Origin of the sequence: Paenibacillus aquistagni, from assembly GCF_900177815.1 — a bacterium.
Lineage (GTDB): Bacteria > Bacillota > Bacilli > Paenibacillales > Paenibacillaceae > Paenibacillus_B > Paenibacillus_B aquistagni.
In genome coordinates this window covers 1510012-1534066 of sequence record NZ_FXAZ01000001.1, presented here as the reverse complement: position 1 = coordinate 1534066, position 24055 = coordinate 1510012, and the positions used below count along the sequence as shown (strand labels likewise).

Here is a 24055-nt window from a genome sequence, read left to right as displayed (position 1 = left end):
CAGGTGGTCGGTAGATTTGAAGTGCATAGCCGTATATACAGACAATTTTGAACAGTTCTCCGATATTTATGACAAGGTGATGCAGCAAAGTGTTGGAGAAGATGAAGAGATCGTGGTCGATGGAGTAACGGTGTACGGAGCGGGAGATGTACCAGAGGAATACGTTAATCGCCTTCGCCAGAAGCGGGATGTTGTCGTGATGAGAGTGAAGGATCAAGGCATTACCATCCTTCAGCACTCTAAGCAATTTGAAATTATTCTACCTGAACAGCAAAATATGGTACACTAGAAACCGAGTAAGCAGGCAAAAAGAGGAAGCCGAGCTGCTCGGTTTTTTCTTTTTTTCTCAAGCAAAAGGAAGGCAAAGTTTCGTTATACCTAGTGGGAGTGAGGTAGAATCGTACAATGCAGCATGAAGTGGAAGCAAGAAGGTATTCGCCTGATAACGGGGGATTGGGGAATACAAGCTTGGAATTGCATGATCACTTGTTGAATCTAGCAGATCAGGTGCAAGATGATGATTTGAAGAATAAGTTAAGGGAGCTTGCCCAAAAAGCACATGAAAGACAATTTATGCTGGCAATGTGCGGGCATTTCTCGGCAGGAAAATCAACGATTATTAATCAGCTGTGTGGACGGCAGCTTCTGCCCTCTAGCCCCATCCCTACGAGCGCGAACGTGGTGACGATTCGCTATGGAGACAGCAGGGTGCAATTGGTGAGGAGAACAGAGGAAGGCGCGCACAGGCTGGTAGAGGAAGTACCATTGGCACAGCTAGAGGAAGCATGCCGTGATGGGGAGCAAGTTGAAAGAGTCACGATCTATGAGCCTCTCTCTTGGCTGGAGAGTGGTACTGCACTGCTGGATACACCAGGTGTTGATTCCACTGATCCGCTCCATCGAGAGGCTACAGAATCAGCCCTTCATATGGCGGACGTTGTTGTGTATATGACGGATTACAACCATGTGCAATCCGAGCTGAATTTTGACTTTGCGAAGAAGGTATCAGAAGCTGGCAAGCCGTTAATCTGGGTTGTGAATCAGATTGATAAGCACCGTGAACAAGAGCTTCCATTCTCGACCTATCAGCATGATGTATCTCAAGCCTTGACGATGTGGGGCATTGAGCCACTCGACATCTATTATATATCGATGAAGAAGCTGGATCATCCTCATAATGAATGGGAGCAGCTGAAGGCTGGAATTGAAGTTCTCGTTCAGGAGAGCGGGCAATTAGCAGCGCAATCCATCATACGGGCAGCCATAGCCCTGCTTAAGGAATATGAGGAGCGTGAGTTGGAGCCGCTGCTAGAAAAGTACGAATTATGGCAAGAAAGTGTTGGTGGAGAAGAGGCGGCTAGTGTCCTCCATGAGAAGGCTGCCTCACTGGAGTCAAACATGCAGCAGCAGTTGGCCCATTCAGCAGAAGTACGGGAACAGACGGTGCGTGAGCTTGATAAGCTGCTCAAAGATGCGAATATAACGCCTGCTGTTCTAAGAGATGCAGCAGCGCATTATCTGGAGAGCATGCGGCCGGGGTTCAAGGTTGGCTTGTTGTTCAGTTCGAAGAAAACGGAGCAGGAAAAGGAAAGCCGGCTGCAAGAGCTGTGTCAGCGGTTCCGGCATGAAGTGCAAGGAAATATCATCCCTCATGTCCTAACCCTGATCCGCCATCTAGCTTCTGCAGCAGGTGGCGATGAAGCTCAGATGGTCGAACAAATGGAACAGGCCTTCCCTGCTTTTACAGAGCAGTGGTTCCAAGCGGCGGTTCAACCAAGTTCCGCTGGATCGGGGGAATACACCTTGAATTATTGCCGAACCCAAAGCGAGCTTGCCAAATCAAGCATTCGCAAAGCTGTTCTGGCCAAGGTAGATGAGCTTATTTCCATGATTCAAAGACAGGATCAAGAGCGCGCAGCCGCCATTCAAGAGGAGCTTCAAGCATTTGAGGATCAGCTGGAGCGGGAAAAACAGATCCAGCAGGAAATGGAGCAGGTTCAAGCAGGCTATCTTCGCTATCAAGCGATGCTGCCGGAGTTTACAGAGACCGCTGAAGCAAGATTAAGGCATGCGCTAAAGGAAATGCGTGCCAATCATCCTTCTCCGGAACGCTCCATCATTCAAGAGTCTGATGACTCTGGTACTGCGGTAGCTACGACCTCTTCGGAGAATGTCTCTGCTGGCTCTTGGGCGCCATTCGCTGCAAGAGAGCAACATGCCAAGGATCGAATGCTTCGTGTCCAGGAGCTGCTTGAGCATGCTTCGCATACAGCAGCACAGTTTCCAGCAATGGCATCGCTTTGTGCCTCACTTAAGGAGAAGAATAGACGCATCGCTCATCAGCAGTATACGGCAGCATTGTTCGGCGCCTTCAGCGCAGGCAAGTCTTCTTTTGCCAATGCCTTGTTCGGTGAGTCCGTACTGCCAGTCTCTCCGAATCCTACGACTGCAGCGATTAATCAGATTTCGCTTGCAAGACAGCCGGAGGATCATCGCACTGCGGCTGTGCGCCTGAAGACAGAGGATAGGCTGCTTGATGATATGCGCTATGCATGCGCTAGGCTGGGAGCGGATCATACGCAAGAGTTAAGCATGAAGGAGACACTGCATCTCGCCGCGGCGTGGAAGCCAGAGCAGGTGCATCCAGCAGGAAGGCCTTATTACAGCTTTATACAGGCAGTGGCAGAGGGGTATAAGGAGTTGTCGTCTTCGCTTGGTCAGGTGCAGCATGTTCAAGAAGAGGAGTATCGACAGTTCGTAGCGGTAGAACGCAAGTCCGCATTTGTTGAGCGCATTGATCTATTGCTTGATAGTCCGTGGACCCAAAGCGGCTTTACATTCGTAGATACCCCTGGCGCAGATTCTGTGAACGCCAGACATACGGGGGTATCGTTCGAGTACATCAAGAATGCCGATGTGATTCTTTTTGTGACGTATTACAATCATGCCTTTTCCCAAGCAGATCGCCAGTTCTTGACGCAGCTTGGTCGGGTGAAGGATGCATTTGAGCTGGATAAGATGTTCTTTATCGTTAATGCCTGTGATCTAGCTGCTTCTAATGAGGAATTGGATAGTGTGCTACAATATGTGAAGGAGCGACTGCAGGAATTTGGCATTCGCAACCCACGCCTGTTCCCCGTGTCGAGCCTGCGTGGATTGGAAGCCAAACAAATTGGCGATCAGGCTTTGCATGAGTCGTCGGGCTTCCTCCAATTCGAGCAAGCTTTTCATCAATTTGTCGATCAGGAATTAAGCGGCATGGTCACACAGGCAGCAATCTCCGATGTAGAGAAGCTAAGACATCAGCTCCTGACGATGAATCATGCTGCAAAGCAGGACAGCAGGACACGCGAAAGCAGGCTCCTGGAGCTAAAAGTTCATTCCGATCAAGCTGTAGAGCTCATTGCTGCGGAAGACGGGAGTTCTACTCAGCGTTTCTTAATTCAAGAAAGCGAAGAGCTGCTCTATCATGTGAAGCAAAGAATCATGTATCGCTCCCATGACAGCTTTGCGCATGCGTTCAATCCCGCAACGTTAAGAGGCGACGACAAGCATATTACGAGCGCTTTGGTTCAATCGCTGCGCGACTGGGAATCGACGCTTACCTTGGAGCTGACCAATGAACTGCTTGCAACAAGTCTGCGGGTTGAGCAATATGCCAAGCGTGAACTGCTTTTGTTCATTAAACGACAATGGGAGCAGGTCACTGTCCGATTAAATGACTATGACCCAGAGGATTGGAAGCCTGGATCATGGACCACGCCAACTATTCAGCTAACGGCCGAGTGGATGGAGAAGAATGACCCATTGTCTGAGCGCGAACTGATGGCATTGTACAAGAGCAGCAAGCATTTCTTTACCGGCGGCGGACGCGAGAAGCTGCGGGCAAGACTCGATGAGCGAGCGGAGAAGTTTATCACGGCAGCGATACAGGCAGAACAATCAGGATTTGCAGCGCATGCGTGGGCCGAGTGGCAGCGCTCATTTGTTGAATGGCAGACCTTTGCTGTGGAAAAAATAAATATATACAAACAGTCCATGACGGAGGCTTTGTCGGATCCAAGGCAGCTTGAACGCCTAGAAGCTGCGATTGAGGAATTAGATGCTGCGCTTCGCCTCCATTCATAGCCGAAATGAGATCAATTCTATGAATTTATATATCAAAATGATATCGATTACAACCATGCTTTTCCAAAACCCGACTGCTTCATGCGCCTCGGGTTTTTTTATGTTTAAGAAAAGGATGTGAACGCAGGAATACGGCAGATATAAAAGATTACATAAGGTTATGGGGTCTTAATGACAAAGAATCGTCTCATTTACGTCATAACGCTGAAAAACTGGTTTTGAAGTTCGTATGGGGTGATGATAAACTGCGGTACATATCGTTAGAAACACGGAGAGGGGATTAATCATGGACGTCTTTAAACAGCTAGCACCTTTTTATTGGCCGAAAAAAAAGCTGCTGTTTGTATCGATCCTTTGCTTAATGATCGCCACCGCATTAGGGCTTGTGTATCCGAACTTACTCAGGATCCTAATCGATGACGTAATTACAGAGGAAAAATACGAATGGGTGCCTTGGCTAGCTGGTACGGTGGTTGCCGTTGTTAGCCTTAAAGGCACCTTACAATTTTTACACGGCTTCTTTGGGGGGAGACTGGGTAACTACACGGCCTATGCGATGCGCAATGCCTCCTATCGCAAATTGCAATCGCTATCTTATCGCTATTATGACAAAGCAAGAACGGGAGATCTGATGTCCCGCCTAACAGCAGATCTTGAGGGGGTTAGACAGTTTGTTGGGTTTGGCTTTGCACAAATTCTGAACATGGTGCTGATGATCGTGTTCGGAGCTGCGATGATGCTGTCGATTAACTGGCAGCTGACATTGGTTTGCTTTATTTTTATACCTGTGCTTGGGTTTGTCGCGATTCGATTCGAGAATAAGATCCACCCTGCATTTCGCGAGATGCGCAAGACATTCAGCTCCTTGAATACAGCTGTTCAAGAGAATATCACGGGCGTGCGCACCGTAAAATCTTTTGCAAGAGAGCCCTATGAAGTTGATAAATTCGTTGATCGCAATAATGCTTATAAGGACAATCAGATTCTGATTGCGAATTTGTGGGGGAACTACTTCCCTGTCATGGAAATTCTCGCAAGCATCAGTGTTGTCATCTTGCTTGGCGTCGGCGGTACCTTTGTTATTCAAGAAAAACTGACTCTTGGCGAGCTAGTAGCCTTCTTCAGCATGATCTGGTACATTATCGGACCCATGTGGGGACTTGGCTTCCATATCAACAACTACACACAGGCAAAGTCTTCTGGTGAACGCGTGTTAGAACTGCTGAACTCAGAAGAAGATATCGTGAATAAGCCAAATGCGAAGAAACTGGATCCAGAGTTAGTTAAAGGCCATGTGCAGTTCGAACATGTATCCTTTGGCTATGAAGGCGATCAGCATGCGGTGCATGATGTCAATATCGATGCTGAGGCAGGAAAGGTGATTGGACTTCTTGGTGGTACAGGGGCAGGCAAATCAACGATTATACAGCTGTTGATGCGTGCTTACGACGTACAGAGCGGACAGGTAATGCTTGATGGAACTGATGTTCGGGATATCGATATCACGAGTCTGCGCCGTCAGATTGCTACGGTGTTCCAAGAGACGTTCCTCTTCTCTTCCACCATACGCAACAACATTGCTTACGGTCGCCATGATGTTACGGAGGACGACATTGTCCGAGTGGCGAAGCTCGCAAAGGCGCATGACTTCATTATGGAGCTGCCGCTTGGCTATGATACCATCGTTGGTGAACGCGGGTTAGGCCTGTCAGGAGGCCAGAAGCAGCGTATCGCGATTGCACGTGCGCTCTTGAATGATCCGAAGATTCTTATCTTGGACGATGCGACTAGCGCGGTAGACATGGAGACCGAGCATGAGATACAAGAAGGCTTTAAGGAAGTAATGCGGGGACGTACTGTATTTATCATCGCACACCGTATCTCCTCCTTGCGTGAAGCAGACGAGATTCTAGTGCTTGATAAGGGACGCGTTGTGCAGCGCGGCACTCATGAGCAGTTAACGCAGGTGCCTGGAACATATCAGGATATCTACCATATACAATATGCCGACTATTTAGAGGGAAAGGCCGGCCAGCAAGGGAATGAGGTGAAAGTATGAGCCAGGCAAGCATGACGGGTGAGCAGCACTCGAATAAGGCTGATTCACAAGGGTCCATCCCATATGATAAGAAAAATCGGTTTGTGTATCAGGACGATGAGATTATCGAGAAGCCGTTTAACTGGGCGCAGATGCGAAGATTGTTGACCTACATGAAGCCTTATAAGAGACAGCTTCTGCCGATCCTTGTTATATTGATGATCCTTGGTACGTTAACCAAGCTAGCGATTCCTTTCCTAATCAGCTATGCCATTGACCACGCGATTGCACCAGAACCTGGCGTTGATCCATCCATGAAGCTGCTGCTTATTATTACTGGAACAGCATTTGTGCTTTATGTGATTCAATGGGCAACGAATACGTATCGCATTAAATTTATGAATATGATCGGACAGCGCATCATCTATGATCTTCGTGCTGATTTGTTCAAGCATTTGCAATCGCTGTCCTTTGGCTTCTACGACAAGCGTCCGGCAGGATCGGTGCTTGTACGGGTAACCAATGATATCAACTCGCTGCAGGACTTATTTACGAACGGAGCCATCAACGTCTTGGTGGACTGCTTGCAACTGCTAGGCATTATCATCATTCTCTTGTTCTTGAACGTTAAGCTAGCAGTTGCGGTCATGATCACCGTGCCGATCATGTTCTTGATCTCAACGAAGCTGCGCAAGAAGATTCGGATGGCTTGGCAGGATGTGCGCATCAAGCAATCGAGAATCAACTCACACTTGAACGAAGCGATTCAAGGGATGCGTGTAACACAAGCCTACACGCAAGAGAAAGAGAACATGACGTTCTTTGATTACATGAATACGGTGAACCTGAAGTCATGGAACCGTGCATCCGCACTGAACCAAACCTTCGGGCCTATTATCGAGATTACGAGTGCGATCGGAGCCTTCATTCTGTTTGTCTATGGTACGGGGCTCGTGCAGGCTGAAGCGATCACGGTAGGGATCTTGTTCGCCTTTGCACAGTATGTCGGCAACTTCTGGGAACCGATCAACCGCTTAGGACAAATGTATTCTCAAATGCTGATCGCGATGGCGTCATCCGAGCGTATCTTTGAATTTATGGATGAAAAGCCTTCCGTCAGTGAAAATAAAGGCGCGATGCTGATGCCTTCCATCAAGGGAGATGTCAACATCGAGCAGGTGGTATTTGAGTATGAACCTGGTCGGGCGGCTCTAAAAGGCATATCCCTGCACGCTGAAGCGGGTCAATCCATTGCGCTGGTTGGTCATACGGGCTCGGGCAAGAGTACCATCATCAACTTGCTATGCCGTTTCTATGATCCTACGCAAGGCCGCGTGTTGGTCGACGGCTTTGATATCCGCAATGTAGAGCTCGAAAGCCTGCGCTCTCAGATCGGGATTGTCATGCAGGATACGTTCATCTTCTCGGGAACAATCCGCGACAACATTCGCTTTGGTAGACTGGATGCCACAGATGAAGAGGTAGAGAGAGCAGCCAAAGCGGTGCATGCCCATGACTTCATCATGAGCATGGAGAACGGCTATGATACAGAAGTGCAGGAGCGAGGCAACGTGCTCTCGATGGGGCAGCGTCAGCTGTTGTCCTTTGCAAGAGCGCTGCTTGCTGATCCGCGAATTCTCATCTTGGATGAAGCCACAGCAAGTATTGATACAGAGACAGAACTGAAGATTCAAGAGGCGCTGAAGACGCTTCTTAAAGGAAGAACGTCCTTCATCATTGCTCACCGCCTGTCAACGATTCGCTATTGCGACAAGATCATTGTGCTTGATCACGGTCGAATCGTGGAAGAGGGCAGCCATGAGCAGTTGATGGTGAAGCGAGGAACCTATAACGGACTCGTTGAAGCCCAGTATAAATATATGTAAAACTCATATTGACGGTCATGTCCAAAGTTTAGACTTGGATATGGCCGTTTTTTCAGCTATCGTGTTAAGAGATGAAGTGATAAAAGGGAATGGTCGACTTCAGCACGAAACCATGCTTTTTGAATCTAGACAAAATGGGGCAAGCTATGGCATTTGTAGGGGCAATTATTTGCATTCTCCTAGTGAAATGGGTATTGTAGTAGCAAGGTTAGGACAATGCTGTTAGGGAAGCAGCCTTCAATCGACTATAGCTAGGGGGAGAATGGATGAAGCGTAAGGGATCGCTCTGGTCCATCATTGCTTTGATCGGATGTCTAAGTTCCGTATTGCTGCTCACTGGATTCATTCTTGGGGTGACGAATGTACTGCATCCCGGCTCAGTGCCATTTACGGAGAAGCCGGTTGCGAGCACGCCTGAGGTACCTGTGGATAACAGTAAAGCAGAATATCGAATTGTTGCCATTGGGGATTCTCTGACGAGAGGCACAGGGGATGATACCGGCAAAGGCTATGTGAGACGCACGGTAGAGATGCTTGAGAAGCACAAACGTGAAGCGAAGCTCTTGAACAATCTAGCGATCAATGGCCTTCGCGCGGACCAATTAGTCACACGTTTGGATGAGGAGCACATCGGGTATAGCTTAAAGCAAGCCAATCTCGTGCTTTTGACCATCGGAGGCAACGATTTGTTTCAGGGGGCTCAATCCGAGCAGTTAAGTTCCGCTCAATTGAATATTGAATATTTGAACAAAAAAGCCGATGAAAGTATTAGCTCGCTAAAGCAAGTGCTGAACAAAATACGTGAAACGAATAAGGATGCTTTAATCGTGTTTGTCGGATTGTACAATCCCTTTTCCAATGTAAAGGAAATGAGCACGGTCGGCAGCAGTGTTGTCGAGCGATGGAATCATGCGGCTAAGGAATTTATGAATGAGGACGCCAATATGCTGATGATCCCGACGCAGGATCTGTTTGAGCATAATATCGATAAATACATCGCAGCAGATCATTTCCATCCGAATGGTACAGGCTATGATGCAATCGCGACACGAATTGTACAAAGCCTGCCCTAATGACGATAGATTGTGAGAATGGATAACGGATGAGAAATGGAAAGGAGCCCGTTGATGACAACATCCTTGCATGAAGATAAGCGCGATGTGGTATTATCCGTTCAGCAGCTAAAAAAGCGTATTGGCCGCAAATGGATTATTGAGGATGTCACTTTTGAGGTTAGAGCAGGTGAGATCTTTGGCTTCTTAGGCCCGAATGGAGCGGGAAAGACGACTACTATTCGGATGCTTGTTGATCTGATTAAGCCTACATCAGGGAAGATCACGGTCTGCGGCTACGATGTTAATCGAGATCCAGAACAAAGCCTTCGTTTTGTAGGGGCCATTGTGGAGAATCCCGAGATGTACAGTTTTTTGACGGGATGGGAGAATCTTGAGCAGTTTGCACGAATGGTTCCAGACATTGATGAAACCCGCATTCATGAGGTTGTGGACATCGTAGGAATGGCAAAGCGCATCCATGATAAGGTGAAAAACTATTCGCTTGGGATGCGCCAGCGGCTTGGCATTGCCCAAGCGCTTCTGGTGCGGCCGCGGCTTATGATATTGGACGAGCCTACGAATGGATTGGATCCACTGGGAATTAAAGAACTGCGCACTTTTATTCGGCAACTCGCTGACGAAGGCATGGCGGTGTTTGTATCCAGCCATCTGCTAAGTGAAATCCAGCTGATGTGTGACCGAGTCGCTATCATTAATCATGGCCGAGTGCTGGCTGTTGATGATGTGGAGAATCTGCTCGTGGGACGCAATCAATACGTCATATGGATGACCAAATCACCTGAGCGTGCCCGAGCGCTGCTTGAGCAGCAGGATGGCGTACATCTTGTACAGCCTCATGAAGGCATGATCGATGAAACCGCGCTGCTTGGCCTGCCTGAGGACTATATCATTACAGAGATGAATACCGATCTAATTGCAAAGGTCAATCAAGCCTTGCTTGCTGCTGGAATGGAAGTTGAGGGGATTCAGCGTGTCGTTCCAACCTTGGAGCAGCTCTTCCTTGAAATGACGGAAGGGGGAGGCATTGATTAATATGCTGGCACTTATACACAATGAAACGTTAAAGGTGCTGAAGAAAAAGCGCTTTTATGTCATATTGCTCATCCTTGTGGTATTAATACCCGTCTTCACCTATGCGCAGATGAAGATCGCTCAGAACAGCCGGGAGAAGTTCGATCAAGATTGGCGGCGCGAGATCACTCAGCAAATAGCAGATTATCAAAATACGCTTGGCAGTGATCGCATTCCGGAAGAATGGAAGACGATGCGGCGGATTATGATTCAGCAGCTTCAATATTATCTGGATCATGATGTGAATCCAAATGAGCCGAACGGCGTGACTTTTACCAGAACGTTCATGGATAATGCAGTTACTTTGTTCATCCCACTATTGATTATGGCGATTGCTAGTGATATTGTATCCTCTGAACGATCGACTGGTACAATTAAGATGCTGCTTACTAGGCCAGTACGTCGCTGGAAGATTCTAATGAGCAAATGGATCGTGCTCATGCTGTTCTCGGGGATCATTGTCCTCGCGACTGCACTGCTCTCATATCTGATCTCTGGCGCGGTGTTTGGCTATGGCGGCTGGAGCTTTCCTTTATTCTCGGGATTTAATCTGTCGGGATCAGACGTGCATGTGGAGTCTGTACATATGATGCCTTCTTGGCTGTATCTTCTCATGCAGTGTGGATTGATTTGGTTTTCGAGCCTCGTTGTGGCAGCACTGTCGTTTATGGTATCCGTGCTTGTGCGCAGCACTGCGGCAAGCATTGTGACCTTGATGGCAGTATTGATCGCAGGCTCTATTTTATACAATATGGCTTCTTCTTGGCCAACTGCCAAATATTTGTTCATGATTAATTTGAACTTGACCAGCTATTTGGCTGGAAGTCCGCCTCCCGTAGAGGGGATGACGCTGGGCTTTTCCTTGATCGTGCTTGCGGTTTGGGGAGTAATTGCACTGTTGATTGCATTCCGCGTCTTTACGAAACAGGACATGTTGAATTAAAATAGACGAGAATGCGAAACATCTGTTTGCATTTGGACGAGAAGACGCGGCGATAAAGGCCAAAAAGTCCAGATGCGGCAGATTTTCTTTTGCTGACGGATTTATACAACTATATGAGCATTATGAGAATGCTGTCCATCAAGCGGATGAAAGGAGCTTGCTTGGGCAGAATCGAACATAACGCTTATATGGAAATACATTGATTAGTTGAGGAGGAGCACGAATGGTCGAACAGATCGATTTGTTCGGTCAGCAGCCGAATAAGAATGGAGCAGCAGTTCAGCAGGGCTCGGATTATGGTGCTGACGACATTCAAGTGCTCGAAGGGCTTGTCGCGGTTCGTAAGAGACCGGGGATGTATATAGGCAGTACAAGCTCCTCGGGACTTCATCATCTCATATGGGAGATCGTAGACAACGCAGTCGATGAGCATCTGGCAAAGTATTGCTCTGTTATTGATGTAACAATTCATGCAGACCTATCCATTACGGTGCGGGATAATGGACGTGGTATTCCAACCGGATTACATAAGACAGGGGTTCCTACGCCGCAGGTTGTCTTCACCATGCTTCACGCCGGAGGAAAGTTCGGCGGAGCAGGCTATAAGAAGTCAGGAGGCCTCCACGGTGTAGGTGCTTCGGTAACGAACGCTTTATCTGAATGGCTTGAGGTAGAGATATTCCGTGATGGCAAAATTCATAAGCAGCGCTTCGAATCTTGGGTTGATCCAGATGGGAAGGAGCATGTAGGTGAGGCGGTAACGGGACTTACGATTGTCGGCAATACCAATAGAACGGGATCTAAGATAACCTTTAAGCCGGACAAAAAAGTGTTCCACGGCAATATTAATGTGAATTTTGATTCGCTCTATGAGCGTTTGCAGGAAATCGCGTTTTTGAATTCAGGCTTGAAGGTGAGTTTGAAGGACGAGCGAACGGGCAAGGCTGAGATATTCTTGTATGAAGGCGGTGCAAGTGAATTCGTCCGCTATCTTAATGAGGATAAAAATGTTCTTCATGATGTGATTCATTTTGCTGCGGATAAAGACGAGATCGAGGTTGAAATCGCGCTTCAGTATAACGATGGCTATACGGAAACGATCGCTTCTTTTGTCAACTCGATTCCAACACGCGGCGGCGGTACGCATGAGACCGGATTCAAAACCGCTTATACTCGCGTCATGAATGAGTATGCCCGCAAAAATGCCATGCTCAAAGAAAAAGACAAGAACCTAGACGGCAACGATCTTCGTGAGGGCATGATGGCCGTTGTGAACATCAAAATGTCGGAGGTTGAATTCGTAGGCCAGACGAAGGACCAATTGGGAAGCGCGACGGCGCGAGGTGCAGTTGATGCTGTGGTGTCGGAGCAGATGAGCATCTTCTTGGAGGAGAATCCGCAGGTCGCACAGCAGCTCGTCAAGAAAGCCGTTCAAGCTTCCAAAGCGAGAGAAGCGGCACGTAAAGCTCGCGAAGAAGTCCGCACAGGCAAAAAGCGCAGTGAGAGCTCGAACCTGAACGGAAAGCTAACCCCTGCTCAATCGAAGGACTACAGCCGCAACGAGCTGTTTATCGTAGAGGGTGACTCAGCAGGAGGCTCAGCGAAGCAGGGACGTGATTCGAAGACGCAGGCGATATTGCCGCTCAAGGGCAAGCCTCTCAATCCGGAGAAGGCGAAGCTTGCTGATATTTTGAAAAATGATGAGTACCGTACCATTATTCATGCCATCGGTGCTGGAGTAGGGGCTGACTTTGATATCGAAGACAGCAATTACTCAAAAATTATTATTATGACCGATGCCGATACCGATGGTGCCCACATTCAAGTGCTACTGCTGACGTTCTTCTATCGCTACATGAAGCCTTTGATCGATGCAGGACGCGTGTACATTGCTCAGCCGCCGCTCTTTAAGATCACCAATAAGAAGGGCAAGCACACGACGGTACGGTATGCTTGGACCGAAGAGCAGTTGAACAGCTATATGAAGCAGTTCAACAACCAGATTGAGCTGCAGCGCTACAAAGGTCTTGGCGAGATGAATCCAGACCAGCTGTGGGAGACCACGATGGACCCTGAATCGCGCACGCTGCTGCAAGTTCAAATTGAGGATGCGGCAAAGGCTGAGCGCAGAGTGTCCACGCTTATGGGAGATAAAGTGGAGCCGCGCAAGCGCTGGATCGTTGAGAATGTAGACTTCACGGAGTTCGAAGAATAGAAGGGTGAGAGATATGAGTGTGTCGGAACAGTTTAAACCCGCGTTCTTGGAGGATGTGGTAGGGGATCGGTTCGGTCGTTATTCGAAATATATCATTCAAGATCGCGCGATTCCGGATGTGCGCGACGGCCTTAAGCCGGTTCAGCGGCGAATTCTATACGCAATGTACGAGTCAAACAATACACCAGACAAGCCATATCGCAAATCCGCCAAGACGGTAGGGGATGTGATGGGGAATTACCATCCCCATGGCGACTCGTCCATCTATGACGGCATGGTCAGAATGGCTCAGCCCTGGAAGATGGGGCATGTGCTTGTTGACGGCCACGGCAACTGGGGATCGATTGACGATGATCCTGCAGCTGCAATGCGTTATACGGAAGCGCGCTTGTCTCCTATAGCAATGGAGCTGCTTCGCGATATCGAGAAGGACACGGTGCAATTCCGTCCGAACTTCGATAATACGGAGGAAGAGCCAAGTGTCCTTCCATCACGCTTTCCGAATCTATTAGTCAACGGAGTAAGCGGGATTTCTTCAGGCTTTGCAACAGAGATTCCACCTCACAATTTGCGTGAGGTTATCGACGCGTGTATAGCTTATATTGATAAGCCAGGCATGGAGCTCGAAGAGATCATGTCAATAGTCAAAGGCCCGGACTTTCCTACCGGCGGCATCATTATGGGTGAGAGCGGGATTCAGGAAGCTTATCGCACAGGCAAGGGACGAATTTACCTTCGCTCCAAGACAGAGATCGAGGATCTGCGCGGCGGCAAGCAGCAGATTGTGATCACGGAGATCCCTTATCAAGTCGTTAAATCTCGTCTGGTCACGGCGATGGACAATGTGCGTCTTGAGAAGAAAGTAGACGGCATTGCCGAGGTGCGGGATGAGAGTGGACGTGATGGGCTTCGTATTGTCGTTGAACTGAAGAAGGAAGCGGATGCCCAAGGCATCTTAAACTATTTGTTGAAAAAAACGGATCTTCAAGTGACGTATAACTTCAACATGGTTGCGATTGTGAATAAAGCGCCGTCTCAATTAGGGCTGCTGCCAATGCTGAAGGCATATGTGGATCACCAGCGCGAAATTGTTACCTTAAGAACACGCTATGACCTGAATAAGGCATCTGATCGTTCTCATGTCCTAGAAGGACTCGTGAAGGCGCTTGATGTGCTCGATGAGGTTATTGCAACGATTAAGGCTTCTAAGAACCGTCAGGACGCTCAAGTGAATCTGATGAACCAGTTCGGATTTACAGAACGTCAAGCGGATGCTATCTTGGCGCTGCAGTTGTATCGATTGACGAACCTTGAGCTGACAGCCTTGGTGAAAGAGCTGAATGAAATTCAGAAAAAGGTTGCGGAATACCAATCGATACTAAACAGCGAGCGCAAGCTGCTGAATGTGATCAAAAAAGAGCTGGCTGAGATTAGAGACCGCTACGGCATTGATCGCAGATCGGACGTTCAAGGCGAGGTCGAGGAGATCAAAGTCAATCTTGAAGTGCTCGTCAATGCGGAAGATGTCATCGTGACGTATTCTCATGATGGTTATGTGAAGCGGGCAAGCCAGATGAGCTTTACGCGCTCTGGCGGCGATTGGGATGCGTCTGGGGTAAAAGAAGGCGACCACATCCGCATCATATATGAAGTCAACACGCTGGATAAGCTGCTGATCTTTACCCAGCGCGGCCAATACTTCCTGCTGCCTGTTCATCAGATTCCAGAATTCAAGTGGAAGGACAACGGGACAGCGATTGTCAATGTGATTGGACTTGCCAAGGAAGATCGCGTGGTAGCGGTTATTCCTGTCAAAAACTTCGATCAAGCAGAGCAATCACTCCTCTTCGTTACACGAAAAGGACAAGTGAAGCGCACGATGCTGAAGGATTATGAGACGAACCGTTCTGCGGCTGTAGTTGCATGTAAGGTGCAGGAGGGAGACGAACTGCTGACGGTGCTGTCGTCAACAAGTACAGATGAGCTCTTGCTTGTTACGAAGGATGCAATGGCTATTCGTTTCCAAGAAGCAGAGATTAATCCGATGGGCCGCGCAGCTGGCGGTGTTCGGGGCATTCAATTGAAGGATGAGGACGAGATCGTTGCCGCGATGCTTGTTGCTGGAGATGAAGGAGAGGTTACCGTGATCTCCGATATTGGCTGGAGCAAGCGCTCTTTGCTGCTTGATTATCCTACCCAAGGACGTGGAGGGAAGGGAATCCAAACCTTCGAATTCAAGGAAGGCAAGCGAGTGAAGCCTAACGGCTCCAAGCTGGTTGGCGCCTTCTATTCAAGGGAAGCCTATACGATTACGATGCTTACTTCTCAGCATGAAGTGCACCATCTGATTACAGAGCATGCATCGCTAATGGATCGCAAATCAATCGGCAAATCGGCCGTTACGCTTGACAAGGGCGAGACGATCGTTGAAGCATTTGCAGTAACCAAGCCGGTACAGACTTAACTTAATCATAAGGACGATTAGGCGGATCGATCTGATCCCTAAGCCTAAGCGCGATATCCAAGATGACCCACAGTGGAGCAGGTTCGTTCAGACGATCCAGCCATTGTGGGTCTTTGACTATTCCGGTGGCGAGCGCCTGTTCGAACAGGTTGCGTTTCCAATCTTCCATGTGAACCTACCTCCTTAGTGCTTAAGATCCATTGGTACAGATGCCTATCATGCATCATATGTAAGATTGCTGATGTTGGTGACGAGGCTTGTCTAAAGATTGTGCTGCAGCAGCGAACATGGGAGGATGTCCAACCATACATAAGTGTGGTATAATTTAGTTGTTTTTGGAGATTTGGGATATGCAGTAGGGAGGATGACAATGTACGCGAATGATTTTTCGAAGCAATGGTCCAAACTTACGAAGGAATATAAGAGTGTCATGGACGATGCTCTTGCGCCAAGTCTGACCGAAAGCCAACTGATCGTACTGGAGCATGTGGCGGAGTACGGTCGTGTCAAGCCGTCTGATTTACTTCCGCATCTAGCGACAACACCTGCTGCGGTAACGACGCTGTTGGATCGAATGGAGAAAAATGCGCTCATTATGCGCGAGCGTGACCAAGCCGATCGCCGAATTGTATGGGTCAGCCTGACAGCCTTTGGCGAGCAGGAGATGAAGCGAGGCATCTCCATACGCGAGACGTATTGGAACAGTTTATTGGATAGAATCTCTTTACATAATCAACAGCTGTTACTGCTGCTTCTGAATAAGCTGACCGCAACCCCTTCATCGTCTGCAAACCGTGAAGCCTCTGCAGAGACGATTAGTTCCCATTCTTAATAGTTGAGTAAAGACATTTGTGAGAGCCCTTTCATAAGGTGTTGTGAAGGCAGGAATGCTTATGTCTGCACAACAAAGAAGGTCGAGAAGGGGATAACTCCCTGATCTCGACCTTCAATCAAGAGCTGCCTAGCTCTGCAGCCAATTCGATGTTGTCCATTGATTCCAAGGATATGCCTCAGGCGGAGCAGAGTAGAAGGTCATCCATTCCTTCGTTGTTGGATGAGGGAAGGAGAGCTTGATCGACCACAATGCGATCTGCTGGCCAGCCCGGTTGACCTGAGCGCCATACTTCTGATCTCCGTACAGCGGGCATCCGATCTCATTCATCTGCACGCGAATCTGATGCGGCCGTCCTGTATGAAGATGAATTCGGACTAATGATAACTGCTCATGAGTACCGATTGTCTCATAATCGAGCTTGGCCAGCTTGCTGCCTGCTGTGCCATTTGGAACGGCCTTAACGGTATTGGTACGTTCATTTTTGAGCAGCGAATGGACAAGTGTGCCATTCTTTTGCGAGGGCGTGCCATGAACGACTGCGGCATACTCTTTGCCAAGCTCATGCTTGCGCACCGTGTCAGACAGCCGGGAAGCCGCCTTCGATGTCTTGGCAAACACCATAGCGCCGCCTACCGGGCGATCCAAGCGATGCACAAGCCCGAGATAGACATTGCCTGGCTTATGATAACGCAGCTTTAGATCTGTTTTAAGCAGGCTTAGCATATCCTCATCTTGAGTCGAATCCGCCTGTGAGAGAATATTGACTGGCTTTTCCACCACAAGTATATGATTGTCCTCATACAGAATCGGAATCCTGCTCTCTGTTGACAGGCTCATCTTCCTAAGCCTCCCAGCGACCTAGAATCCCACAAGGAAGCACAAGGCCGGATTGAGTAATAGGCAAGCCGATCTCTCCACAGTGAATATGTCCCCCGTAGCGCTTCTTCATGGTCATCTGGTACATGTTATCAAGCACGGAAGGAGATAGACCTGTTGTATAGGAATTGATCAGCATAAAGAGCGGGTTGTCGGACATGATGCTCATGCACGATTCAATGAACGGATACAAGCTCTGCTCAAGCTTCCATGTCTCTCCGCCAGGACCGCGGCCGTAGGAAGGAGGATCCATAATGATCGCATCATATTTGTTCCCGCGACGCTGCTCACGCTGCACAAATTTGAATACGTCATCCGTAATAAAGCGGACGGGTCGATCGCCAAGACCGGACAATTGGACATTTTCTTTGGCCCATTGCACCATCCCTTTGGCAGCATCAACGTGTACCACTTCTGCTCCTGCATAGGCACAGGCAGTCGTAGCGCCACCCGTATACGCAAACAGATTAAGGACCTTAATCGGACGCTTAGCAGCCGCAATCTTGTCCATCATCCAGGCCCAGTTTACAGCTTGCTCCGGAAATAACCCGGTGTGCTTAAAGCTCGTCGGGCGAATATAGAATTTTAGATCCCGATAGCCAATCGTCCAACGATCAGGAATCGGCTTTTTCATATCCCATTGGCCTCCGCCAGAGCGGCTGCGGTGGTAATGGCCATGCACTTGAAACCATTGCTTGGATTCATGTTCAATCGGCCAAATAATTTGTGGGTCAGGCCTTCTTAATACGACATCTCCCCAACGTTCCAGCTTCTCGCCATTGCCTGTATCAATAACCTCATAATCTTTCCAGTCTTGAGCCATATACATCACGAATGCATCCATCCTAACCTTGAAAATTCACTAACCGTTATTGTACTACAAATTGGACGTTGAAGCTATTCAAGTGTATAGGGGAGTGCGACCAAACGTATCATGAGGATTAATAGGAAAATTTATACCCAACACCTCGGACGGTTAGGATATAACGTGGGTTGGTAGGATCCTTCTCGATTTTCTTTCGAAGATTGCTGATATGTACCATGAGTGTTCGGGTGTCGCCAAAGCTTTCTGAGTTCCATATCAGTTGGTATAAGTGCTCGAGCTTGAATACTTTATTGGGGGATTCGGCCAAATGACAGAGCAGGTCGAATTCTTTGCAGGAAAGGGAGATAAGCGTACCGTCAACTTTGACGGTATAGCTGCTTCGATCGATCTCCAGACCTGGGAAGGATAACAGCTGGTGATTCAGATGCGGATGCTGCTGTCTTCGAAGATGAGCCTTGACGCGCGCCACTAATTGGCTAGGACTAAAAGGCTTGGTCATATAGTCATCCGCACCTATGCTAAGACCATGAATAATAGCTTCATCCTTGCTGTCAGAACTTAAAAACATAATCGGAACATTGGACGTCTTGCGCACTTCCTTGCATACAGCCATGCCATCCAAACCGTGCAATTGCGTATCTAAAATAATGAGATCAGGCTTTATGTCATGTATAAGCTGAAGGGCAGTTATCCCGTTGTCAGCTGCTGCAACCTGATAGCCTTCTCGTGTTAAGAATAATGACAGGATCGATATGGTCTCCTTGTCATGATCTGCAACAACGATGTTTTGATCATGCATTTCTTGTATTCACCTCCGCATGCCCTCTATTATAGCGAATATTTACAGATGTTGACAATGTTTGGGGCAAAAAGTATGCGGTTCAACATACAGCAGCTTGTTCGCAGCATGAGTGACAGCTCGGAGGAACTTGCCTCATAAACAGTAAGTTAGTACTCTTCGGCAGTAGATTGCTTAACCACATGGGCCATCATATTTAGTGTATGATCCTTGTCCACTTCATCCATGGCTTGCCACAACTGCAGAAGGATTTTGGTCTTCACGGGCTCAACATCCTCAATATCTGGGTTGATTAGATAATCAATAGATACCTCAAACAAGACAGATAGTTTACAAATTGTATCGTAGACGGGCTGTCTACTGTTAATTTCATAATGACTGTATGCGGATCTGGTGACACCAATCTGTCGGGCTACCTGCTCCTGAGACCATTTGCGCTGTCGTCTCAGTTGACGCAATCGTTTACCTAAAGACATGGTTTAACTTCCTTTCGCTAAAGTTCAGTCATTCTAGAAATCTACCTCTACATGTAGATTATGATACAAATTGTATCGTGTCAAGCAATTGTTATAGATAACCCCTCAAACAGAGTCGATTTAACGCAAAAAAGCGATGCTCCTTAAAGGTGATGGAGCACCGCTTTGTCTTCTTGTGTAGCTATTGATCTTAAGTGACTGCCGAATCAACCATGATGGAAGTGCAGTATACGCCCAGGCCAGTAGTGCGATGAAGCCATTTAGTACAAGGATAAAGCAAGTGAATCATACTCTCGCTTGGAGTGGAGAATTGCTTCTGAACCCACAATTTCGATACTGATGAGTGTGTCGAGACATGTCTTAATTGCGCGCTTGCCGGTTACCCATTTGTTGTTCAACGCTTCCTTAAGTAGTGTGAATGTATTTTTGTGGGACACGTTTGTGCAATATACGGGAATTTGACGATCTTGAAATTCAATATAGACCATTTTCATGACTAACTACCTCCTAATTAAGGTGAACTAATGCTATGACTCTATCATAGAGCCTGAACATTAAATGAATCTTAAAAACAGGCAACAAAGTTGTTACATTCGGCAGTTTTTTTGAGGAAAATGAGAAGAAAATGAGGATTTTATGATTACCTTAAAGAAATTTAAGCTTATGGACGAATTGGTAGAGTTGCTGTGGGTTGAAATATATATGGATATCAGCTAGCACATGCAATATGGAGCAAACAGCACGATCTATATGCAGAGATCGGTAAGCTTAGGAACGGACAATGCTCCGTTGTATTCCTGATGATGAAGAGATGATGAAACGGATAATTGAGGAACATTCTTGGGGCCAATGATGCATTCAATCTATAATAATAAGCATGACAAAATAAAAAAAGGACGGTACCCCCAAGGATGGCCTCAGGAATACAGTCCTTGAAATTGCAAAGCATGGTTACAAGGCGGGCTATTGATGAATATCAACCGTCGCCCACATCTCATCTTCTACATGCAGCTTAATGTCGGATCGAAATACTCGATAGCCATATTCGCGATTGACATACTGCTCAACCGCTTCAAGCATATTGGCTTCAACGAGATATTGATCTCTCCCGTGGATGGTCACCTTGGTGGAGAACCCGAGGTCCTCTTCCCACAAGAGCTCAACTTCTACATCTTCAGGCCGTACCTGCTTGCGCATCGCCATATTCAAGCAAATGGCATTAACGAGTTCGTCCATCGAGATTGTAAGCATTAGCCATTCCACCTGCCGTCATTGGAAGCCGGCTTGCGACGCTCGCGCCACTTACGAACCAGCATGGAAACGAGCATGAACAGCATAACAATGGCAAGGACATTAACCATAAGTCCTAGAATCTCGCCAAACATTCCCATGCCGCCGAACAATCCGCCAAACAGCATGCCGGCAAGACCGCCAAGCATCATGCCCTTCATAAAGCTGCTGCCGCCAAATAGTCCGCCAGAACGAGTCGTGGATGACGTATTGCTAGTGGAGTTGGACTGCTTCACATTGTCACTGCGGTTCGTGTTCGTGGAGTTTGTTGTGCTCTTCTTCGGTGTTGTGTTGAACTTCTTCGTACCCGAGCTGAATCCTCCACGTCTTGCGTCTGCTACATCAGGGGCTACGACGGCTACTGAAGTGAAAAGTAACGCAACAGCCAAGAATGCTGTCATTAATTTACGCATGTGCTTCCTCCTCATGAAGAAAAAAAGATTTTTCCTAGTTTTCTACGATAGAGTTGCAGGTTGGTTTCAAAAAAGTTTAGGTGTTGTTACAATAATCATAGACATTTTTATTTGTTTCTTGAAATTGGTAATCTTGGGGGTGGATGTGTGTATCCTGAATCCTATATTCGTTATTTAATTGAACTGCATCTTACAAGAGATTGGTTTGAATGCCACGAGATTATGGAGGAGGCATGGAAGGAAGAGCAGGATCCGGAATTGAAGCTGCTGTGGCTGTCTCTAATCCGTCTTGCCGTCGGATTGTACCATGAGCGGCGCGCCAATCCAAAAGGGGCACTGACCATGTATGAACGTGTTCTAGAGGCAATGCCCAATCTGGCTTGGCAGCGTCTCAAAATAGAACCAATCCAGCTGACTGGGCTGGTTGAGGAGCGAATCAAGGCGGTTCAGCATAATCATCATGCTCAGGCTGCCCCTCCCTATGATTTGTATCTTGAACTGCCCCTGTGTGATCATCGATTGATTGAAGCATGTGTAGAGCATGCAAGCTTGATAGGTCTTGATTGGCACGATCGGGAGTGGCAGCATGATGAGGCGATTATTCATCGCCACAGCCAGCGAGATCGCACAGACGTGATCGAAGCGCGGGAAGCATCGTTGGCCAAGAAAGAGGCATTGCGGCGCTCTCCACCTGATTCTTTGGAAATGTGATTAGAACACACACAAACAAGCAGCCGCCCATCACAGTATGTACTGTCAAGGATGGCTGCTTGTTTGTCAGCAAAGCTAATCTATGTGCGAATGGTCCATCGACCGCTTATTGACTCGATTCTTGCTCTTTAGCCTGCTCCAGCATGGAGACCACCCAATTGCACCATTTCATATGGGCTTCGGCAACCGAAATAGCACGATTGAGGAGAATATAATCGCCGAACTTAGGGGAGTGGACATGCTGTTCATCTTCAGAAATTCGTGATAATAGCTTCTCGTAATAAGCCATCTTCGTATCGAGCTGCTTGCGTCTTGTCAAGAACAGCGGAATCACGAGCTCTTTGTCAGCAAGCCAAATGCATTGAGACTTCAGGCTAAGCTCATCCCTTGTTGTTGCTTCAGTAGGCGGCTCGCCAAGCCATGCCATGACAGCCGTCCGGCCTTTTTCTGTAATCGTGTAAACTTTCTTATCGGGCTTGTCTCGTTGCTCAATCCGCTCATACTGAACGTATCCGGACTTCTCAAGCTTAGCGAGAAGCGGGTAGATTTGGGAGTGCTTTGCTTGCCAGAAAGGCTGGATGCGCAGCATCAAATCATATCCTGACATTGATTCGCTAGTAAGCAGGCCAAGCAGACCGTATGACAGCGTGTTTAACATAATCAACCTCCTTGTAGATCGTGAAGGACTGGCTGCATGAGCATTATCTTGCAGGCAAACCTATTCACTATATAAAATGTAATAGAAACGGCGCAATTGCGCAACAAAAATGGTACAGTTGAGCTTGTATTTCCTTTCGTATTCGCTTTATACAGGCTGCACGGATCATAGATGTGACAGAATGGGGTTGTTTAGATGAGTTCAATAGAAAAACAAGATCACAAGCGGCATGATATTCCGGTTGTCATCTTATCCGGCTTTCTTGGAAGCGGGAAGACGACGCTGCTTAAGCAGCTGGTGGATTGGAGCATGGAAGCAGGTCTTACACCTGCAGTGATCATGAACGAGGTGGGTGAAGTGAATCTCGATGGTCAGATGCTGCCTGATAACGTGCAGATGGAGGAGCTTCTTGGGGGATGTATTTGCTGTTCCGTTCGAGGAGACTTTGGACTGAAGCTGTACGAGCTGGTGCTGGAGTTAAGGCCTGACGTTATTTATGTCGAATGCACAGGCATTGCGGAGCCTATGGAGATTGTTGATGCATTGACTGAGGTATCGATGTATGCCCCTGTGCAGCTGACGAGCCTGATCTCGCTGGCTGATGCTGCTCAGTTATCAGAACAAGTGTTTGTAAAAGCAGAGAAAAAGGGTTCCACGAAGCTGAAGAAACTCGTCAAGGAGCAGATTCGCTCGGCTAACACCATCATTTTGAATAAATGTGATCTAGTGGACGAACAAGAAGCAGACCGCGTCTTGCATGAGATCCGAGCATGGAATGCGACTGCTTCTGTGTTAAGGACAAGCCACGCCAAGCTTGATAGGAATGTGTGGCTTGATGCGCTTCGCTTATCAGATGAGCGGACAGAGAACCCCATCACAACCGGGCAGGCATGCGATTGCTGCAGCACTCATGATCAGCACAGGACGGCAGATCAAGTCGACAGCCACCATATCCATCAGCCCCATCATGCGTTTGTTACCGCCTGGACGCATGCTATTTCGTCCCCGGTTTGCAGCGAGCGCTTTGAACAGTGGCTCTTGGCGCTGCCTGATACCGTGTATCGTGCGAAGGGGATTGTTCAGTTCACCGATACGTCGAAGCGCTATATGTTCCAATATGCCTATCGTGCAACGGAGTTTATTCCAATTATGCCACAAGGCGAGATTGACGATGTCATCGTAGTCATCGGTGAGCAGATGGATGCGGCTGAACTGGAGCAAAGGTTATACCAACTGCTTGAAGAGGATTAATAAGGGGACTTTCGTATTTGTAAAAAGGGGCCGCTTACTCCAAGAGAGTGCAGCGGCCCTTATGCTAATCATTAGGCAGGATAGAGAGTGATTCGCTCA

Annotated in this window: 21 protein-coding genes; 12 read left to right on the top strand and 9 right to left on the bottom strand. The window is 47.9% G+C overall.

Translation table 11 applies throughout. From position 1 onward, the window contains the following. Nucleotides 1–16 precede the first annotated feature (16 nt). From B9Y93_RS07165 to gyrA, 9 genes are all read left to right on the top strand, one after another. Nucleotides 17–289: an NAD/NADP transhydrogenase alpha subunit gene (locus B9Y93_RS07165; RefSeq protein ID WP_085493610.1), complete on the top strand. Its 273-nt coding sequence runs from the start codon at nucleotides 17–19 to the stop codon at nucleotides 287–289. A gap of 116 nt (nucleotides 290–405) precedes the next feature. Beyond that, on the top strand, nucleotides 406–4128 hold the full coding sequence (locus B9Y93_RS07160) for a dynamin family protein (RefSeq protein ID WP_085493609.1): 3723 nt from the start codon (nucleotides 406–408) through the stop codon (nucleotides 4126–4128). A gap of 286 nt (nucleotides 4129–4414) precedes the next feature. Then, complete coding sequence (locus tag B9Y93_RS07155) at nucleotides 4415–6187, top strand: ABC transporter ATP-binding protein (RefSeq protein ID WP_085493608.1); 1773 nt, start codon at nucleotides 4415–4417, stop codon at nucleotides 6185–6187. Nucleotides 6188–6198: 11 nt separating this feature from the next. Continuing rightward, nucleotides 6199–8052 carry an ABC transporter ATP-binding protein gene (locus tag B9Y93_RS07150; RefSeq protein ID WP_085494006.1) on the top strand — a complete coding sequence of 618 codons (1854 nt, stop codon included), beginning with the start codon at nucleotides 6199–6201 and terminating at the stop codon, nucleotides 8050–8052. Nucleotides 8053–8318: 266 nt separating this feature from the next. Further along, the gene (locus tag B9Y93_RS07145; RefSeq protein WP_085493607.1) at nucleotides 8319–9125 is read left to right on the top strand and encodes a GDSL-type esterase/lipase family protein; all 807 of its coding nucleotides are present in this window, start codon (nucleotides 8319–8321) and stop codon (nucleotides 9123–9125) included. 54 nt (nucleotides 9126–9179) lie between these two features. Beyond that, complete coding sequence (locus B9Y93_RS07140; protein WP_097675939.1) at nucleotides 9180–10160, top strand: ABC transporter ATP-binding protein; 981 nt, start codon at nucleotides 9180–9182, stop codon at nucleotides 10158–10160. Beyond that, nucleotides 10153–11142 (top strand): ABC transporter permease, encoded by a 990-nt coding sequence (locus tag B9Y93_RS07135; RefSeq protein ID WP_085493605.1) that lies wholly within the window; start codon nucleotides 10153–10155, stop codon nucleotides 11140–11142. Before B9Y93_RS07140 ends, B9Y93_RS07135 begins: the two co-directional genes overlap by 8 nt. Nucleotides 11143–11365: 223 nt before the next feature. Next, nucleotides 11366–13357 carry a DNA topoisomerase IV subunit B gene (gene parE, locus B9Y93_RS07130; RefSeq protein WP_085493604.1) on the top strand — a complete coding sequence of 664 codons (1992 nt, stop codon included), beginning with the start codon at nucleotides 11366–11368 and terminating at the stop codon, nucleotides 13355–13357. Nucleotides 13358–13370: 13 nt separating this feature from the next. Next, nucleotides 13371–15821: a DNA gyrase subunit A gene (gene gyrA, locus B9Y93_RS07125; protein WP_085493603.1), complete on the top strand. Its 2451-nt coding sequence runs from the start codon at nucleotides 13371–13373 to the stop codon at nucleotides 15819–15821. Nucleotide 15822: 1 nt separating this feature from the next. On the opposite strand, the gene B9Y93_RS24520 is transcribed toward gyrA, so the two are convergent. Further along, nucleotides 15823–15990, bottom strand: a complete 168-nt coding sequence (locus B9Y93_RS24520) for a hypothetical protein (protein ID WP_169028021.1) — start codon at nucleotides 15988–15990, stop codon at nucleotides 15823–15825. Nucleotides 15991–16191: 201 nt separating this feature from the next. Between B9Y93_RS24520 and B9Y93_RS07120 the strand changes: the two genes are divergently transcribed. After that, on the top strand, nucleotides 16192–16653 hold the full coding sequence (locus B9Y93_RS07120) for a MarR family winged helix-turn-helix transcriptional regulator (RefSeq protein WP_085493602.1): 462 nt from the start codon (nucleotides 16192–16194) through the stop codon (nucleotides 16651–16653). Nucleotides 16654–16782: 129 nt separating this feature from the next. Here the strand turns inward: B9Y93_RS07120 and B9Y93_RS07115 are convergent, their stop codons facing one another. The 7 genes from B9Y93_RS07115 to B9Y93_RS07085 form a co-directional block, all read right to left on the bottom strand. Beyond that, nucleotides 16783–17493 carry an RluA family pseudouridine synthase gene (locus B9Y93_RS07115; protein WP_085493601.1) on the bottom strand — a complete coding sequence of 237 codons (711 nt, stop codon included), beginning with the start codon at nucleotides 17491–17493 and terminating at the stop codon, nucleotides 16783–16785. 4 nt (nucleotides 17494–17497) lie between these two features. Further along, the gene (locus B9Y93_RS07110) at nucleotides 17498–18361 is read right to left on the bottom strand and encodes a class I SAM-dependent methyltransferase (RefSeq protein ID WP_085493600.1); all 864 of its coding nucleotides are present in this window, start codon (nucleotides 18359–18361) and stop codon (nucleotides 17498–17500) included. Nucleotides 18362–18473: 112 nt separating this feature from the next. Then, on the bottom strand, nucleotides 18474–19157 hold the full coding sequence (locus tag B9Y93_RS07105) for a response regulator transcription factor (RefSeq protein WP_085493599.1): 684 nt from the start codon (nucleotides 19155–19157) through the stop codon (nucleotides 18474–18476). Nucleotides 19158–19306: 149 nt separating this feature from the next. Continuing rightward, complete coding sequence (locus tag B9Y93_RS07100; protein WP_085493598.1) at nucleotides 19307–19633, bottom strand: helix-turn-helix transcriptional regulator; 327 nt, start codon at nucleotides 19631–19633, stop codon at nucleotides 19307–19309. A 260-nt stretch (nucleotides 19634–19893) separates the two neighbouring features. After that, nucleotides 19894–20127: a 3-dehydroquinate dehydratase gene (locus B9Y93_RS07095; protein WP_085493597.1), complete on the bottom strand. Its 234-nt coding sequence runs from the start codon at nucleotides 20125–20127 to the stop codon at nucleotides 19894–19896. Nucleotides 20128–20596: 469 nt separating this feature from the next. Then, on the bottom strand, nucleotides 20597–20884 hold the full coding sequence (locus tag B9Y93_RS07090; protein ID WP_085493596.1) for a DUF2653 family protein: 288 nt from the start codon (nucleotides 20882–20884) through the stop codon (nucleotides 20597–20599). Further along, the gene (locus B9Y93_RS07085) at nucleotides 20884–21336 is read right to left on the bottom strand and encodes a hypothetical protein (protein WP_085493595.1); all 453 of its coding nucleotides are present in this window, start codon (nucleotides 21334–21336) and stop codon (nucleotides 20884–20886) included. Before B9Y93_RS07085 ends, B9Y93_RS07090 begins: the two co-directional genes overlap by 1 nt. 147 nt (nucleotides 21337–21483) lie before the next feature. Here B9Y93_RS07085 and B9Y93_RS07080 point away from each other — a divergent pair, with 147 nt between their 5' ends. Continuing rightward, on the top strand, nucleotides 21484–22047 hold the full coding sequence (locus tag B9Y93_RS07080; RefSeq protein WP_176228864.1) for a DUF309 domain-containing protein: 564 nt from the start codon (nucleotides 21484–21486) through the stop codon (nucleotides 22045–22047). A 106-nt stretch (nucleotides 22048–22153) separates the two neighbouring features. Here B9Y93_RS07080 and B9Y93_RS07075 read toward each other — a convergent pair whose 3' ends face one another. After that, nucleotides 22154–22705: a PadR family transcriptional regulator gene (locus B9Y93_RS07075; RefSeq protein WP_085493593.1), complete on the bottom strand. Its 552-nt coding sequence runs from the start codon at nucleotides 22703–22705 to the stop codon at nucleotides 22154–22156. Nucleotides 22706–22900: 195 nt separating this feature from the next. Between B9Y93_RS07075 and B9Y93_RS07070 the strand changes: the two genes are divergently transcribed. After that, entirely contained in the window at nucleotides 22901–23956 is a 1056-nt protein-coding gene (locus tag B9Y93_RS07070; protein WP_085493592.1) for a CobW family GTP-binding protein, read from the top strand. The last annotated feature ends 99 nt before the right edge of the window (nucleotides 23957–24055 follow it).